The organism is Nesterenkonia natronophila (assembly GCF_003595215.1).
Lineage (GTDB): Bacteria > Actinomycetota > Actinomycetes > Actinomycetales > Micrococcaceae > Nesterenkonia > Nesterenkonia natronophila.
Window position 1 is genome coordinate 754669 of sequence record NZ_QYZP01000002.1, and the last position, 15203, is coordinate 769871.

Consider the following 15203-nt stretch of genomic DNA (forward strand, 5'->3'; position numbering starts at 1 on the left):
ATGTCAACCCCGTATGGATTTGGAGTTCCCCTATGAGCCCACAGCAACCTTGGCTGCACGATCTGCAGATTGCAGTCAACGGCCCCGGCACCGCACTGAGCACCTGGGCGGGCCGCATGTCAGGTGACGGCACAGGGTGGATGATCGACGACCGCCGCGTCCTGCGCACGCTGGAGGTCACTCTCGACGGCGTGGCCACTGTCCCGGTGGCGGCCTCCAGCGCCGGCGCGACGTCGCGCTTCTGGGCAGCAGCCCGTCACTTGGGAGACCCCGGGCCGGACCCCACCGTGGATGTCCACCAGATCGCACAAGTGGGAGACCACCAGCTCGAGGTGGAGATCACGGTCAGCTCCCGGGGCCAGGACCCGGTCAACATGCAGTTGGAGGTGACACTCGGCGCTGACGGTTCCGATCTGTCTGGGGTCAAGGTGGGTCGCTTCTCCAGTGACGTGCCCGAGATCTCGATCGACGGTGGTGTGCAGTGGAGTGATGAGCGGCATCGCACCCAGGTGCACCCGGCCCCCGCCCCCGGGGCGGTGGAGCAGCCCGAAGCCGACCAAGTGAAACTGGCCTGGCCCATTGAACTGGCCTCCGCGGAGAGCGTGAGCATCCGGCTGCGCTTTGAGGCAACCCGGACCAGCCGCAGCGCCCACGATGCTGACGCGGGGGCGGCCGCGTGTGACTGGGATGATCTTTCCCTCACTGGCGACGACGCCTGGAATGACTTGGTCCGCACAAACCTCAGTGATCTGAAACATCTGCTGCAGCGGGATCCGGAGGCGCCTGAGGACATTTACGCCGCTGCGGGGACCCCCTGGTACTTGACGCTCTTCGGCCGCGACTCCGCGTGGGTGGCACGAATGATGCTTCCGCACAGCATGGGCCTCGCCCGGGGGACGCTGCGCACCCTGGCCCGGCGCCAGGCGACCACCACGGATCCGGAGACCGCGGCCGAGCCGGGGAAGATCCTCCACGAGGTCCGGCGCCAGACCTTTTCACAAAACAACTTGAGACTTCCAGCCGTCTACTACGGCAGTGTCGACGCCACTCCGCTGTGGATCGTGCTGCTGCACGAATCCTGGAAGGCTGGCCTGGCTTTGGGCGAGGTCAAAGAGATGCTGCCGAATCTGCGGGCAGCCCTGCAGTGGCAGGCCGCAGCGGTGGAGAGCTCACCCGATGGTTTTCTCCGGTATGTGGATGAGACCGGCCACGGGCTGAGCAACCAAGGGTGGAAGGACTCCGGGGACTCCATGCGCAGGGCTGATGGGTCCATCGCACCAGCACCCATCGCGCTGGTGGAAGCCCAGGCGTATGCAGTTCAGGCAGCTTATGGCGCAGCGGAACTCCTTGATGCGCTCGGGGAGTCCGGAGGCAAGAGCTGGCGGGACTGGGCGCAAGCACTGGCCCAACGCGTGCGGGAGAAGTTCTGGGTTGAACGTGAGGGGGATCGCTACCTGGCCATGGGACTCGACGGTGAAGGCCACCCGATCGACGGCGTGGGCAGCAACATGGGTCACGCATTGGGCACTGGCATGCTCACCCCTGATGAAGAGAGCGTGGTGGTGGAGCGGCTGACGCGCCCCGATATGCTCCGGCGCTTCGGCATCGGCACACTGTCTGCGCAGAACCCCGCCTACAACCCCACCGGGTACCACTCGGGTTCGGTGTGGGTCCACGACACTGCGATCATCCTGCGCGGCATGGCCCAGAGCGGCTACTTGGCGGAAGCCGACGAGGTCTTCGACGCCCTGGTGCGGCTCAGCGCCCGCAGCCAGCACCGTTTCCCCGAGTTGATCGCCGGTGAGCCGGTGGGTGACGAACCTGTCCCGTACCCTGCCGCCTGCCGCCCGCAGGCCTGGTCCGCCGCCAGCGCGGCCGTTCTGCTCCAGCATGCTGAACGGCGCGCAGCACGGGCATCAGGTGACAAGTAACCACCTCTGATAGGTATAGACACAGGCCCCACCGGAAGGGGACGCCGACCATTAGGAGGCACTGTGCCGAAAGATACCCAGAACCCCGCCCCGCTCGAGGTGGGCCTCAGCGGAGTCCGCGGCCCCACCGGTGCCAAGAAGACGCCGTTCACCGGGGATCCGCGCTCACTGTGGCGGGTCACGCAGTTCAGCTCGCCGTTGACTCTCACTGAGGTGCACACCCGCAAGAAGGTCGCGTTCAGTGGGAAGCGCAAGGACGCTGAACGGGCAATGGGGGAGCGCGCGCAGCTGCTGGCTGACCTGCAGGAACTGATGTGGGCGCACGTGGTGTCCGCACCAGAGAAGGACCAGCGCGAGGTCCTCAAAGCGATCACCGCCCGCGTCCCACGCCGGAGCCCGCAGGAGAAGGCCCGCCGTGAGCAGCTGTTCACCCCGGAGGTAGAGATTGCTCTGAGTCGTGTCACCCGCGCTCCGCGGGTGCTGTTAGTGCTGCAGGGAATGGATGCTGCCGGCAAAGGGGGAGTGGTTAAACAGGTGGTCAGCTCCATGGACCCCATGGGGGTGGAGGTGACGGGGTTCGGCGCCCCCACCCCGGAGGAGAAGCGCGAGCACTACCTGGAGCGGGTGATCCGGCGTCTGCCCCGGCCAGGCCACGTCGGCGTCTTTGACCGCTCACACTATGAAGATGTGCTGGTCCCTGCGGTGACCGGTAGCCACTCAGAGGAAGAGCTGGAGTCGCGGACCGATGCGCTGACCCTGCTTGAGCGTGAGCTGGTACGCCACGGATTCGTCATCATTAAAGTCATGCTCCACGTGTCACCGGAAGTGCAGCTGGACCGGCTGGTCTCCCGGCTGGATCGGGAGAAGAAGCATTGGAAGTACGATCCCTCTGATGCTGACGCGAGGGCTGACTTCAACCGCTACCAGGAGGTGTACGCGCAGCTGCTGGAAGCCACCGACGCCGACTACGCCCCCTGGCATGTGATCGGTGCAGACCGGAAGTGGTACTCCCGCCTGGCAGTCCAGGAGCTGCTGATCGCCGCGCTCGCCGACCTCAACCTGCGCTGGCCCGCCGCAGATTACGACGTCGCCGCAGAACGCAAACGTCTTCTGGCATCGTGAGTCAGCGCCGCCGCGTCAGTTCATCAGTGCGATATAGAGATTCAGGGTGGAGGCGTACACAGTCCACCCCAGGTACGGCAGCAGCAGGATCCCCGCCACGGGTGTGATCAGCCAGAAGCGCCAGATGGTGGCGGCAATAGCCACTGCCAGCACCAGTATCACCACCATGGCTGCCCACAGGGCGGCAGTCCCGGCCACCGGATAGCCGCCGAAGAACAACGGCGACCAGATGCTGTTGAGCACCAACTGCGCCACAAACAGCGCCAGGGCAGGCGTCGCGTTCACGGTGTGGCGCTTCCGCCATACCAGCCAGGCCGCAACACCCATGCTGATGTAGAGCACCGTCCACACGGGGCCGAAAACCGCATCCGGGGGAGTCCACGGCGCTTGGTCGGCCTCCTGATACCAACCATCGGTCTCATCCTGGGTCAGCAGGCTCCCCACAAATCCCACAGCCAGCGGTATCCCGACGAACAGAATCAGCGCCAGAACTTGCCGCGGCCTCGAGTCCGAGGTGCGCGCCAGCGGGTCCTTCTGCGTCAACGTTGGAGTCCTCTCAGTACCCCCATCGGTACCCAATGGGATGCCCTCGACCCTACAGTGGGGTCATGACTTCAACAGCCTCCCAGGAGCGCAAAGCTATGGTCAGCGCCCTGCGCAGCGTGACTGCCGATGCCCCCACATTGTGTAAGGGGTGGTCCGCCCAGGACCTGGCCCTGCACATTGTGGTCCGCGACTCCCGGCCGGACCTCATGGTGGGTCGGCGGTTGCCGCTGGTGGGGCCCAAGGCACGCGCAGCCCTGCAGAACCTCGCCAGTGGCGGGTATGACGCGTCGGTCGACCGCGTGGCCGCGGGCCCGCCGCCGTACTTTCCACAGATATTGAAACCGGTCGACGACGCGATGAACACGCTTGAGTACTACATTCACACCGAGGATGTCCTCCGGGCCCAGCCAGGTTTCGAGTTGAGCCACCGCAGGGAGATCTCGGAGGAGCTGCGCAAACGCATATGGCAGCATGCCTCGCTGACGTTCTTTGTGATGGCCGCACGTAAGCAGAACCGCCGCATCACCTTCTTCAGCCCCGGCTACGGCGCGACGACGCGAGGCCCAGCAGCTGCCCCGCTCATGATGGTCCACGGCACGCCTGAAGAATTGACGTTGTGGGCTTCCGGACGCGCCGCCCACGCACAGGTCGACATCACCGAGGCGTGAGCATGGCATCGTACAGCCCACGGCACACTTGTACCCCGCGACGGAACGGGGAGGCAGGGCTTGACTGAACGCCAGCACATTGAGGCACCGTCGCAGTCTCAGGGCGTCTCGCTCCCCATAGTAATTACATACTCCTCTAGACTGAACAAGCGCGGCGCTCACCACGGGCGAAAGTTACTCCTGGCGTCCGTTGTGTGCACGCCGCTCGGCTTCACGCGGGAAATCACTGCTGACATGGCTCGCAGCTCAGTTTCCCCAGTCCCGCTGACATCTCGGTCAGTCGACCTCTAGTCAAAAGACTTATCAGGGCTCCGTGTCCATCGCAGGCCGCGCAGACCAGTCTGATTGACACAGGTCACCGCGAACTCATAAACATCTGATTGAAAATCCTCAAGTGTTGTCTGCAAGTTGAGCGTGGCGTCGACCGGCGTGTACCGCCATAGCGGCGTCGAGTACTGGTCGGTCAGATCTCCCACGCTATCGACTGTCCAGACTCTTAGAGGTTCTTTACCTGACCACACGAGACCCATTCGAACGTCGTATTCATCGAGACCATACTTCTCCGCCGTGGACCATGCGAGTGCAAGGAAATCAACGACACCGAGTTCAATGGCGGAGGACTCGATCTGGTGAGGCTCGAAGTTACCTTCCCGGCGCGAATGGCCACCAGCGGTAGTCACTAGCGTGGCAGACCCGTCATGGTGGACACTGGCCCAGGTCTCGCGGTTGTCACGCGTACCTCGGTCCGGGGCTACCCACCTACGAAGACCTGGCCGGGGGGCGAAAAAGTCGCACTTGCTGATCGGATGCGTTACCTGGTTCGTGGACCACGTGGGGGCAGCGGTGCTTATCCTGTTGAAGAGGTCGCCGATTGCGTGGCGAGCAATGGGTGCACCAATGTGGGGGAACCGTGGTCGGGCCACTGCGATGAGCCAGGCGCGGTCGTCCCCACGCCCTGCAGCTGCCTCATCATACAGACCTGCCAGTGCCTCGTCGCCGCGACGGCGCTCTTCGAATCTGGCCCGATAGGCGACTTCGATTTCACGTTCCCTCATCCACACCGTGTCAGCGTCGTTGCGTTTGGGAGCGCCGAAGAGGTCCTGTCGATAAATCAGGTGGGGGCCTTCGGTACTGGCTGGAATTTCCACAATGACGGCACGGTGGCCTTCGTCCCCAAGACGATAAATCTTTAGCCCCATCACTGGCGGACTGATTGCGGTGTAAGCAGCAGAGCGGAGAGCGCGTTCATGAATCTCGCCGAGCTCACCGGCATCGGTACGGCGAGTGGCGGCTTTCTGGACCTCTTCGACGCCGTAGATGATGACCCCACCGCCTGCGTTGGCCATAGCGGCAACATCCTTTGGAAAATCGTTCTGCGCGAGGTTCTTACGGGGTGGAAGCTTCGTCTTCCAGTCAAGGTCGTCAGTCTCCATCACACCCTCATCTACGGCTTCATCGAGGAGTTCTTCGGTGATGGTTGAAGGTGGTCTACCAAGGGCGCGGTGCAGGGCTGTGAAGTTCACGAAGGCGCTCCTCCAGGGTCACTAGTCAGTCGTTGATACGCGGGGAAGAGCAGTTCGAGACGCTGCTTGTCACCAGTAAGACGGCTACTGGAGCCGAAAGCCTTATCAACTTCAGTGTCTAGGGTGTTGTGAGCCCTCTGGAGGCCCTTGTGGCCACCCATAAGATAAGGGTCGTAGAGATCAGCCAGGGACTGGTCTGGGCGCTCGTCGCGAGCTAAGAGGATCTTTTGACCGGCGTCGATAATCCGCTGGCGGGTGGCTTCTTCGAGGTCAGGCACTGGGAAGGTGTTCCAGGTAACTGTGCTCGACAACCGGTAGTCGGATTTTAGCCGGCCTCCAACTGTGCGCTGCCATGTCATGAACATAGATGAAGAGACTAACGAGAACAGCAGGCCGTCCTCATCGGGAGCGATGAATACCAGATCTGTTGCGATGACGTCAGGCATAAACCTCTTCGCGGTCCAATAACGCCGTCGTTTACTCACAACTTTAGGGACACAGAGGTACGGTCCCGCTGGGTGAAATGGGGTCGGGCGAAACAAATGTGGGGTGTCCTTGAGCTTGTAAGCGTCTCCGGTCTTCGGCTGAGAAACTCTCCACCTGTGGCACCCTTCTACAGCGTCTCGGATGTTCTTCGAGGCTCTTAAGTCCTTCGATGTGAGATCTTCGAGCCAGAGGCACCAACGTTCGATGTCGTTGATGAGTTCTACCGATCCCACGAGTCGCCGCAGGTACTTGGCGGCAATGGGGTCCTGATCGAGTCCCCGAGTCCCTTCGCTCGCTTTGAAGGTGAGGTGCCCGCCGTCTGTGGGTTGAGCTCCCCTTGTCATTGGTGGCAGCGCCGGAGACAGCGGCTTATTAGACTTTCTGATCAGAACGCTCGGACCATCTATGAGATACGCGTTGATGCCGTTGGTGACCCGCTGCGGCTCCGGGTCACCGCTGACGTGGGCGTAGTCCCAGAGACGGCGTCGGGGCTCCTTATCTTTAGTGAAGCCGACGATGACGCAGTGCACGGCGGCCTTGCCGGGTGCCTCAGAATCCCAGGCAAATGTTCGGTGCGCGAACTTGATGCTCCAGCCGTCCCGGTAAAGGGGGCCGAAGAGCGCGGGGACGGGTTGGCCTTGGCTGATGCTGTTGGTGGTGACGTAGGCGAACTCGCCGGGCCGTTCAGCCAGCAGGTCTTTGGACTTGGCGTGCCACGCTGTCACGTAGTCGAGATAACCGTCGTAGTCCTTCCCCCAGACCCGCCTCATGTCCTCCGTCTGCACCGGCGTCTTAGTGTACTGTCCGATGAAAGGCGGGTTTCCGAACACGAAGGTCTTACCGTCCGGGACAGGCAGCTCAGCGTTCCAGTCGAGGTCTAGGGCGTTGCCGTGGATGATCTTCGCGGTAATCGTGATCGGCAACCGGTCAGGTGCCTGTCCAGTCCGGGCAGCCAGCTCACGGTTGGCCTGCTGATCCACGAGGAACATCGCGGTCTCGGCGATCTTCGCAGGCCACCAGTTCAGCTCGAAACCGTAGAACTTGTCGATGGTCAGCAGCTGATCCAAGGTCGAGTCCAATGTGCCGGTGATGGTGCCTTCACGGCGACGACGTTCGACTATCAGATCGGTTTCGATCTGGCGCAGTTGGGCGTATGCGACGTTGAGGAAGTTCCCCGCCCCGCAAGCTGGGTCGATGTAGATGTTCGAGGCGATCTGCTGCTGTAAACGGCGCAGCGGGGCCACCTGGTGGGTTTCGCTGATGAGCCGGTCGGCTTCCTTGCGGTAGTCATCCAGGAACAGTGGGCCGAGTGTCTTGAGGATGTTCTTCTCAGAGGTGTAGTGCTCACCATCTCCGCGACGGGCGTCCTTGGACTTCACCAGCTGGAACATTGCCCCAAAGATCGCCGGGGATATGGAGGTCCATCGGAAGCGGGCCGCATCCAGGAGCACCTCTTTGAACTCCGCCGGGACCGAGTAGCCTACCTGTCCGGTGCCGTCGAAGACCCCCCCGTTGACGTACGGGAACCGTGACTCCAGATCAGGGAGATTACCCCGGTACTTCTTCCGTCGGGTGCCGGGATTCTCGTTGAGCACATTGAACAGGCCATCGAGGGCTGGTCCGATGTTCTTCGAGGCCACCGAATCGATCCACCGAAAGAACAAGTCCTGCTCCCAAAGACCGGCGTCGTCCCCGTAGAGCAGGAACAGCAAACGAGTCATCAGGACCGATGCGAGTTCAGTGTCGTCATCCTCCTCTTCAGCGGTGGTGGGGGCGTCATCACCGACTTCCTCATCGGCCTCCTCGCCAGCCAGGGCGTTGAACAGATTGGCCATAAGCTTGGCTGCCTCAATGGAGGCATTCTCCTGCTCACGCTTGGTGAGTGCTTCCACACCGGCGAAGAACAGCAACTGCTCCAAATGGTCCGGCACCTGGTCGATGGTGAACCTCAGAGTCCAGGAATCCTCACCCAACCTGTCCAGACGGATGTTCTCGAAATCAGTGGCAATAATGAACCGCGGCCACTCATGAGAGCTGACAGTCCCACCGTTGAGGTAGTCCATCGCCTGCTCATAAGCGACGTCGAGGTTTTTGCCTAGGGACTTTGCCTCACCGATGACGACGCCAGACCAAAAGAAGTCAATGAATCCAGCCCCGCCAGTCGAACCACGATCGGCGTTGCGCTCGAAGACGTCGATCCGCTCCGGGTTGATGTCAAAGCACCGCATCAGGTCAGACCAGAACTGCTGAGCATGCCGCTTCTCCGAGCCAGACTCCGTGCCCTCAACGTGCCAGCTGGCGATACGCTCGCCCCAGAAAGCAGAAAACTCCGCAAGCTTACGTTTGATCACGGCTCGGTCTACGACTTCATGCATGTCAGCTGCCCCTCAGCGGTCGTCTACGAGAATGCCCATCAGCATACGGTAGGGGTCGAGAGAGTCTCTGAGGTGCAGGGACGACACCGAGCTGTCCCTGCTCCGTTCTTGCGCGCTGGAGCGAAAACACCGGTTGCATCTGGGCACGAGGGTTAGACGGTGTGGGGGTTCCATAGAGTTGACTGCCACTGAGATGACACTGGGCACAGTTCCATGGGAACACATTAGACAAACGACAGGCGACCTCAAGAGAGAAAGTATCGTTTCCTTGAACAGACCGGGTATACGAAGGTATGTAGCTTGTCACTTGTCCTCATCGGGAGAGGTCTTCTCCTTGTCTGTTGCGGCGGCTGGACTTCGCCGGTAGACGGAGCCTAACCGCTCGCCGTTGGGCTCGATTACGCCAGCCTCAACGCGGGCTTGGTGGCGCCACTTGTAGATCGTGGCAGCAGAGACACCGAGATCTTGGGCGAGGTCATCGACGCGGCGTCCTTTATCGAGTAAAGACAGCACGCGTTCACGGAACTGATGGGAGTACTGACGGGGCATATTCCCTCCTAAGGGTTGTGTCAGATTCTCACAACCGAAGGGAACCAAACCCAGGACACGTCAAGGACGGAACTAAACCCAGTACGGTTCAGATCAGCTGTGTTGAAGGTTGAGGTTCTGGTATTCAGAGCGGACGTCCCGGAGGCGCCGTCCATCACTCACAGCCCAGAAGTACCAACCGTTCGTCGTCTTCTTCCGTAGGGCGTGACCAGCCGCAGAAGGTGACGTGTATCGCTTTCCGTCCAGCTCAATCGCACCATCCGGCATCAGCACCGCTTCTTTGCCCTTAAAGTCACGATGGGTAGCCGACAACGAGTCTCCGCCTTTCAAGAGCCCTGCCTCGATCAGGTGCTTGAGTTCGACCCAATCACCGGCCTTAGTCTGAGGATCGACGACCTTGCCGAGATGCCCCTCAGGTACGGGCCATATATCGAGCATGGCGTCGATGAGTTCCACGGTGCGATGGTCGATGAGCGTCTCGTCCCAATCGTGGTGCTCCGTCTTGCCTACGACCCGACCGGTGAGCGTGATGGTGTTGTGCTGGAGTAGGGCAGTACGTTTCGTCGGCCAGGGACCGTTCGAGACTCTTGAGTTCAGTGACTTTGTAAGAAGGGTGAGATTGCCCAGCCGGTGTACCCTCACCTGGCGTGCCTCTTCAGCCTCGGGGGTATTCACCGGCCACGTGCCTTCCCAATTTCGAGGCAAGATGTGCTCAATCGGATAATTCTTGCGCTCGACCTGCGGCTGGCCAGTCTCGGCCCTGTAGTGGTCTTCGATGGCCTCAAGGAACATGCGCAGCCTCGACCGTGGAAATCGTCTGTACACAGCCTCTGTGCCTAAAGCCTGCCGGACCTCCTCGTCCCCGGGCCAGTAGGTGCTAGTGACATTAAGTCGCGCTAAATGACCGATCACTCGTTCGGGCAATTCGCTGGCGGACGCGCCTGTGTTCGCGGCGATGACGTCAGCGACAATGCGTCCCAAGTCGCTGCCTGTCAAACGCAGCATCTGGCGACGGTATACCCAACTCTCGGCAGCCTGAATGATCCTGTCAATGTATTGCTGTGGAAGGTTCCGTCCTGGCTCATACAGCCAGATGATCAATGGTTTCAGAACCTCAATGCCACTTGCTCGCATTCGATAAAAGGCCATGCCTGCAGAATCCAACGACCCGCCAGCGTGTGTCGCGGCTTCGGTCCACGCCTGATACTGCTGGGCTTGATGTTTGATCGTCGGCAGTAACTCTGTCATCTTCAGGCCCGACTCTAGTTCTACCCATGATTTGAAACGGCTAAAGGTGGCCTGCGGACTGACTTCTTCTCCTGTCCTAGCCGCCAACCACTGGTTGAAGAAAAGGGAACTCCGACTAACCAAGGTTCGACCGACACCTATTTCTTGCGCCCAGAACTCCGTCTCAAATGACCAGTCCTCGCGGTACGCACGCTTGGTGTCGGCGCCCTCGGCCTCGAGGCGCTGGAATACGAGATTGCGCACCAGATCGGCAGCAGTCAAGGGGGTCCCTCGCGCGTTGAGAGTCTCGAAGATTTCTTGCGAGTTTTCTGCCGGCTCTAGCTCGATCGACACGAGCTGCAGACCGTGGAGTAGGACGTTGGTCAATTCTTTGGCTTTAGTCCTGTAGTCATGCGCGTTGTGCGGTCCTAGCCATTGCGCAACGGCTGCCGAGAAGTACTGGTGTGCGGCAACGATCGGTGAGTCCGGGTGCGATAGATCCTCATAATCGATGGGTGTTTCTGCGGTCAGAAGCTCGTCGAAGGGCTCTCGGTCCTTGTTTAGGTGGCGGAGCTTGAGGGGACTGTCACCGTCTTCTACGTACTTCTCGGCGTTGTGTGTGAGGTCTTCGAGCTGCCCAGCAGGCTTTGAAAGATCAGCCTGCTCCAGCAACGATCGGGTCGCATCAGCGACGATATGGAGAGTAGTCAGTCTCTGCTGGCCGTCAATCACGTTCCACGCAGGCAAGCGACTGCTTTGAGCCTCGCGGGACTGAATCACGACAGCACCGAGAAAGTGGGAAGCATCTAAGTGCGGCTCGGCGATCCGGAGTTCTGCAACGCGACGGACGTCTTTCCACAGTGGCTCCCACTGCTCGGTCTCTTTCCACACATAGGGGCGCTGGAATAACGGGATCACAAAGTGCTGCGGTATGTTGAACAGTTTCAGCGGTGTCTGCTTGAAAGTCTCCACAAACCAAAACATACCGTAAACGTCCGACACGCTACCCGCGGACCTAGATGCAGGTGCTCGTATATGAACTCCATGAGGCGACTGCGCACCTTGCCCTAAGCCCACAACACGTTGAACTTGTAGTCGACGGGCTCCCGGCGCGGACAAAACTCTGAAGACAGGAAGTAGTCTGGACGTTCTGCTAGATACGACTAAGGAGCCCCCTCGGTGTCGACACTTACGGAGTTGGTGAGGCGGGCGCGTAAGACGGACCCGCGACGCGGCGCTGAACTAGAGGCCGAGATCGTTGCCTTGCCCGAAAGGCATACACTTGGGCCAGTCTTTAAGGAGCATCAGCCCGAGATAGTCGAGTTGCCTGGTAAGGAGAAGGCTTCCGCCACATCCAGTCCATGGCCGAGACGGGCGGAATGTTGCCTGTCCTTGTCCTCGTCAAGCATTGCGTGCGTGCGGCGGTCCACGACGTCCAAAGCGCCAAGGCACCGTATGAGGCGGGGGTGGCCAGTGACTACCTCCCTGCCCGCCCACCGTCTACCCTCATTCGGCACGGTGAGTCAAGGAGCGTGCGGATGAGCGCCTACGAGGACGTGTTGGACTGGGCGAAGTCGAGGCCATGGTGGCAGCAAAAGGCGTTGGCCCGAATCGCCGGGGGCGAAGCGCTCGGACCGCAGGACCATGAGGAGATCGCGCGGACCCTCTTCGAAAATCCCGAGCCACCGCCAAACGGCGGCTGGTTCGCTCAACTGGCACCTACGCATGCCACGAAGGATGAGCCAGTCCGCATCGTAGCGGTGAGAGGACTCACGAACGTCAACCGTCTTGCGTCTGGTCAGGAGCTCACGTTCGCGCCAGAAGGACTCACGGTCGTGTTCGGGCACAATGCCAGTGGCAAGTCCGGGTACGCAAGGGTGATCCGGTCAATGGTACGAACGCGACATCGCGCCGACATTTTGACGGATGTTTTCGCTCAAACACCGGGGGAGCAAGCAGGGGAGGTTGTCTTCGCTGTGGGCGCGAGCGAGCGTGTTGCCCAATTGGGACAGCCAGCCGATCCCGACCTCAGCCGAGTTGCCTTCTATGATGAGCACTGCGGTGACACGTATCTCACAACCGAGGCGGAGATCTCGTATCGACCGGCTGCGGTCCAACTCTTAGACGACCTTGCGGCGGTCTGCACAGGTGTACGGCACGTGATTGAAGGTTGGAAGCAAGCAGCAAGTCACCCTGGCGCTTTGCCCAACGTAGATGCCCTCGGTCCCGGTGGGGTCTTCCTCCGAAGCCTGAGCGCCTCAACCGCAGACGACGCCATAAGCGCGGCAGTGGCGTGTCCTTCAGACGTTGAGGAGCGGCTGCAGAATCAGGCGAACAAGATCGCACGTCTCAGAAGTTGCGACCCGACTCAAGAGAAACGGCAACTGACCGAAACCGCGTCTGCGCTCGAGGCGGTTCGTCAGCATCTCATAGCCCTCGACAAGGCTCTCGGGACGGAGGGTCAGAAGCGGCTTAAGGAACTGGCCGAAAGCGTGACGACAACCCAACACGCAGCTGGCCTCGCCTCACGTCAGGCGTTCGCAGACGAGCCACTTTCTGGAGTCGGATCGCGCGTATGGCAAACGTTGTGGCGTGCGGCGGAAGCATACTCCAAGGAGGTGCATCCGGAAAATACGTTCCCTCATACCGAGGATGACGCTGTATGCGTCCTGTGTCAGCAGAAACTCAGCGACGATGCATCAGACCGGCTCACCAGGTTCCACCAATTCGTCACGGACACGACCGCGCAAGAAGCTGAGGCCGCCGGGCGTGAGCTTGAACGCCTTCGATGTGACCTCGCACAAGTGGACATTACTCCTCGCGAGGTGTCGTCGGCCATCGCAACCGTGCTGCAGAGAGAAGGCGACTTCGCGGAGTCGCTCGACCCGCTCCTAGATAAACTCCAGATTCAAAAAGACGCGATGGTTGCTGGCGAGCAGCTAACTCCGGTCGATCTCCGGGCTCAGTTGACTCGGCTGCGGACGGCGGCTGCCGAGCACCGCCGCCGAGCTGCAGAGGTAAAGTCAGAAGGCTTCGCACAGGAAATAGACGAGGCTCGAGCCAAAGAAAAGCGCCTGCGCGACCAAATCGCGATGCGCGATGGCCGCGATTTGATAGAGGCGGAACGAACCAGGCTTCAGAAGGTCGCCGCGCTCAACTCGAAGTTCTCGGAAGCCAACACCCGCTCAATCACTGACAAGGCGGGCGACCTGACTCGGAGGTACGTAACCGAGGAGGCGCACGCCCGTTTCATGCGCCAGACAAGTAACCTCGGCCTAGAGCGCGTTACCTTCAAGGCCACCAAAGCCCGACAAGGCGCTCTATTGCATAAGGCAGACTTTCTGAACGCACGACCTGGAGTGAAACTTATTGAAGTGCTCTCAGAAGGAGAGCAGACAGCGCTGGGCTTCGCTGGTTTCCTCACCGAAGCCCACTTTGACGTAAGCAAGTCTGCTCTTGTGTTCGATGATCCCGTTTCGTCCCTCGACCACGTGAAGCGCGAGTCTGTTGCACGGGGAATTGTTGCATTGGCTGAAGAACGTCAAGTTGTCATCTTCACTCACGATGTAGCGTTCACCACGATGCTGCGAAAGGCTGCGAGCGAGTCCCAGGTGCACTTCGCGACGCGAGGGATAGAACAGCGACGCAAGGTTGGCCCGGGGTTTACGACTATGCATCACCCCTGGACAGCGCGGGATGCTGCCCAACGCATAGAAACGTTGCGGCAAGAAGTTGCGGCGCTGCGCCGTTACGAGGAGGGGATGATTGAGGGCGACTACCTCAGAGAAACCGAGAGCATCGCTGGTCGCATGTCTCAGACTTGGGAGCGCATTATCAGCCAGGTTCTCGCCGAGCCTCTGGTGGACTACACATCCTTGGAAGTCCGGGTTGGCAAATTGCGAGTGGTGGGCCGAGTCACAGCTGAGGACGTGAAGACCTACGACGACTCCTATAAGCGCATTTCGGGGTGGGCATCACGACACGACCCACACCCCGCAATGAACTACACGGCCCCAACTGTCGACCAGTTGAATGAGGAGATCGAGGTGCTCGATACCTGGTTCAAGAAGGTGAAGAGGTACCAATCTTCGTGACTGAGACGACTCCGAGGCGGAGCCACTAGTCGCGACAAACCCAGGTTGAGGGGCGTTGGTGCACGGCGAGTACCACTTCATGCATGACCTCGACGCGCCGGAAGCCCGATCGTCGGAGTCTTGGCTCTTATCACTATCCTGGGCCTCTAAGACCCCGCCACCGCAATCCCGGAGCCTTCCCTTGACCCGCGAGCTAGGAGGCTTCCTCGGTTATGACGACACCCACGGGTGAGTGCCCCCTAGATACGGCTACGAGGCGTGCCTCTTGTTTGGCTACCTCGCGGCGAATGTGCTGGCCTGTGACGATCAGACCGAGGTCATTGAGCTGACAGAAGCTGTTGAGGTCAGGACGGGTGAAAGTAGGCTTGGGCACGTCGAGGTCTTTCAGATGGGCGGTGTGGTCACTCCCATCTTCGAAGGATCTCCACACCCAACCGCCTATCGACGCGCCCGGCTCCCAGCCCCTGCCCCAGCCGGTGAAGATGACGTCGGCGTGATTGAAGCTTTCAAACCTGGGGGCAGTGCAGCTGTGCAGCGCACACCTTGAAATGGCAGAAGCACCGGTACGTATTGCTGGGCGAGGTTTGGGAGAGAACCGCATCTGTCATCGTCGCGGAACTTCCGCTAGGAAGGGCACAATAGTCATCAGCGGGCGTGATGTGCCACTAATTTTTGGTTCGGC

The 15203-nt window shown here is 60.6% G+C and carries 10 protein-coding genes; 5 read left to right on the forward strand and 5 right to left on the reverse strand.

Annotation, left to right across the window (positions count from 1 at the left end; translation table 11 throughout):
* Window positions 1-32 precede the first annotated feature (32 nt).
* Together D3250_RS08615 and D3250_RS08620 are read left to right on the forward strand one after the other, a co-directional pair.
* Window positions 33-1931 (forward strand): glycogen debranching N-terminal domain-containing protein, encoded by a 1899-nt coding sequence (locus tag D3250_RS08615; protein WP_119902915.1) that lies wholly within the window; start codon window positions 33-35, stop codon window positions 1929-1931.
* 63 nt (window positions 1932-1994) lie between these two features.
* Entirely contained in the window at window positions 1995-3053 is a 1059-nt protein-coding gene (locus D3250_RS08620) for a PPK2 family polyphosphate kinase (RefSeq protein ID WP_119902916.1), read from the forward strand.
* Between the two features lie 15 nt (window positions 3054-3068).
* Here D3250_RS08620 and D3250_RS08625 read toward each other — a convergent pair whose 3' ends face one another.
* The gene (locus tag D3250_RS08625; protein WP_119902917.1) at window positions 3069-3596 is read right to left on the reverse strand and encodes a TspO/MBR family protein; all 528 of its coding nucleotides are present in this window, start codon (window positions 3594-3596) and stop codon (window positions 3069-3071) included.
* Window positions 3597-3661: 65 nt separating this feature from the next.
* Here D3250_RS08625 and D3250_RS08630 point away from each other — a divergent pair, with 65 nt between their 5' ends.
* Window positions 3662-4267 (forward strand): maleylpyruvate isomerase family mycothiol-dependent enzyme, encoded by a 606-nt coding sequence (locus D3250_RS08630; protein ID WP_158583114.1) that lies wholly within the window; start codon window positions 3662-3664, stop codon window positions 4265-4267.
* 287 nt (window positions 4268-4554) lie between these two features.
* On the opposite strand, the gene D3250_RS08635 is transcribed toward D3250_RS08630, so the two are convergent.
* The 4 genes from D3250_RS08635 to D3250_RS08650 form a co-directional block, all read right to left on the reverse strand.
* The gene (locus D3250_RS08635) at window positions 4555-5790 is read right to left on the reverse strand and encodes an AlbA family DNA-binding domain-containing protein (protein WP_225973236.1); all 1236 of its coding nucleotides are present in this window, start codon (window positions 5788-5790) and stop codon (window positions 4555-4557) included.
* Window positions 5787-8651, reverse strand: coding sequence for a DNA methyltransferase (locus D3250_RS08640; protein WP_119902919.1), 2865 nt, complete (start codon window positions 8649-8651; stop codon window positions 5787-5789). Before D3250_RS08640 ends, D3250_RS08635 begins: the two co-directional genes overlap by 4 nt.
* A 303-nt stretch (window positions 8652-8954) precedes the next feature.
* Complete coding sequence (locus tag D3250_RS08645; protein ID WP_119902920.1) at window positions 8955-9200, reverse strand: transposase; 246 nt, start codon at window positions 9198-9200, stop codon at window positions 8955-8957.
* A gap of 93 nt (window positions 9201-9293) precedes the next feature.
* The gene (locus D3250_RS08650; RefSeq protein WP_225973237.1) at window positions 9294-11399 is read right to left on the reverse strand and encodes a GmrSD restriction endonuclease domain-containing protein; all 2106 of its coding nucleotides are present in this window, start codon (window positions 11397-11399) and stop codon (window positions 9294-9296) included.
* A gap of 566 nt (window positions 11400-11965) precedes the next feature.
* Between D3250_RS08650 and D3250_RS08655 the strand changes: the two genes are divergently transcribed.
* Together D3250_RS08655 and D3250_RS08660 are read left to right on the forward strand one after the other, a co-directional pair.
* Window positions 11966-14521 carry an AAA family ATPase gene (locus D3250_RS08655; RefSeq protein ID WP_119903074.1) on the forward strand — a complete coding sequence of 852 codons (2556 nt, stop codon included), beginning with the start codon at window positions 11966-11968 and terminating at the stop codon, window positions 14519-14521.
* A 265-nt stretch (window positions 14522-14786) separates the two neighbouring features.
* Window positions 14787-15068 (forward strand): hypothetical protein, encoded by a 282-nt coding sequence (locus D3250_RS08660; RefSeq protein ID WP_119902922.1) that lies wholly within the window; start codon window positions 14787-14789, stop codon window positions 15066-15068.
* The last annotated feature ends 135 nt before the right edge of the window (window positions 15069-15203 follow it).

What these genes read in the sequence shown, in the direction of transcription:
- D3250_RS08615 (WP_119902915.1), top strand. Translation starts at nt 33, where the DNA reads ATGAGCCCACAGCAACCTTGGCTGCACGATCTGCAGATTGCAGTCAAC.
- D3250_RS08630 (WP_158583114.1), top strand. Translation starts at nt 3,662, where the DNA reads ATGACTTCAACAGCCTCCCAGGAGCGCAAAGCTATGGTCAGCGCCCTG.
- D3250_RS08640 (WP_119902919.1), bottom strand. Translation starts at nt 8,651, where the DNA reads ATGCATGAAGTCGTAGACCGAGCCGTGATCAAACGTAAGCTTGCGGAG.
- D3250_RS08645 (WP_119902920.1), bottom strand. Translation starts at nt 9,200, where the DNA reads ATGCCCCGTCAGTACTCCCATCAGTTCCGTGAACGCGTGCTGTCTTTA.
- D3250_RS08655 (WP_119903074.1), top strand. Translation starts at nt 11,966, where the DNA reads ATGAGCGCCTACGAGGACGTGTTGGACTGGGCGAAGTCGAGGCCATGG.